Below are 393 nucleotides of genomic sequence, written 5' to 3'. Positions count from 1 at the left end.
GGCCTGGTGTTCCAGTCGTACGCGCTGTGGCCGCACAAGACCGTGGCGGAGAACGTCGCCTACCCGCTCAAGCTGCGCAAGACGCCCGCCTCGCAGATCAAGGAACGCGTACAAGCCGTGCTGCAGCAACTGGGCCTCGGCCATCTGGGCGAGCGTTTCCCGAGCCAGCTCTCCGGCGGCCAACAGCAGCGTGTGGCGATCGCCCGCGCGCTGGTCTACAACCCGCCCGTGATCCTGCTCGACGAGCCACTCTCGAACCTCGACGCCAAGCTGCGCGAAGAAGCACGTGCGTTCCTGCGCGAGCTGATCGTCCGCCTGGGCCTGTCGGCCCTGATGGTCACGCACGACCAGAGCGAAGCGATGGCCATGTCCGATCGCATCCTGCTGCTCAAC

General features: G+C 66.7%; 1 protein-coding gene. It reads left to right on the top strand.

The features are described from left to right. Nucleotides 1-393, top strand: a 393-nt coding sequence (locus GV819_RS32820; RefSeq protein ID WP_161760135.1) for an ABC transporter ATP-binding protein, incomplete at both ends; no start/stop codon positions are given.

The organism is Pseudomonas sp. Fl5BN2 (assembly GCF_009908205.1).
Classification (GTDB): Bacteria; Pseudomonadota; Gammaproteobacteria; order Pseudomonadales; family Pseudomonadaceae; genus Aquipseudomonas.
The sequence above is the reverse complement of the archived record's forward strand: the minus strand, read 5'-3'. Positions and strand labels throughout refer to the sequence as shown.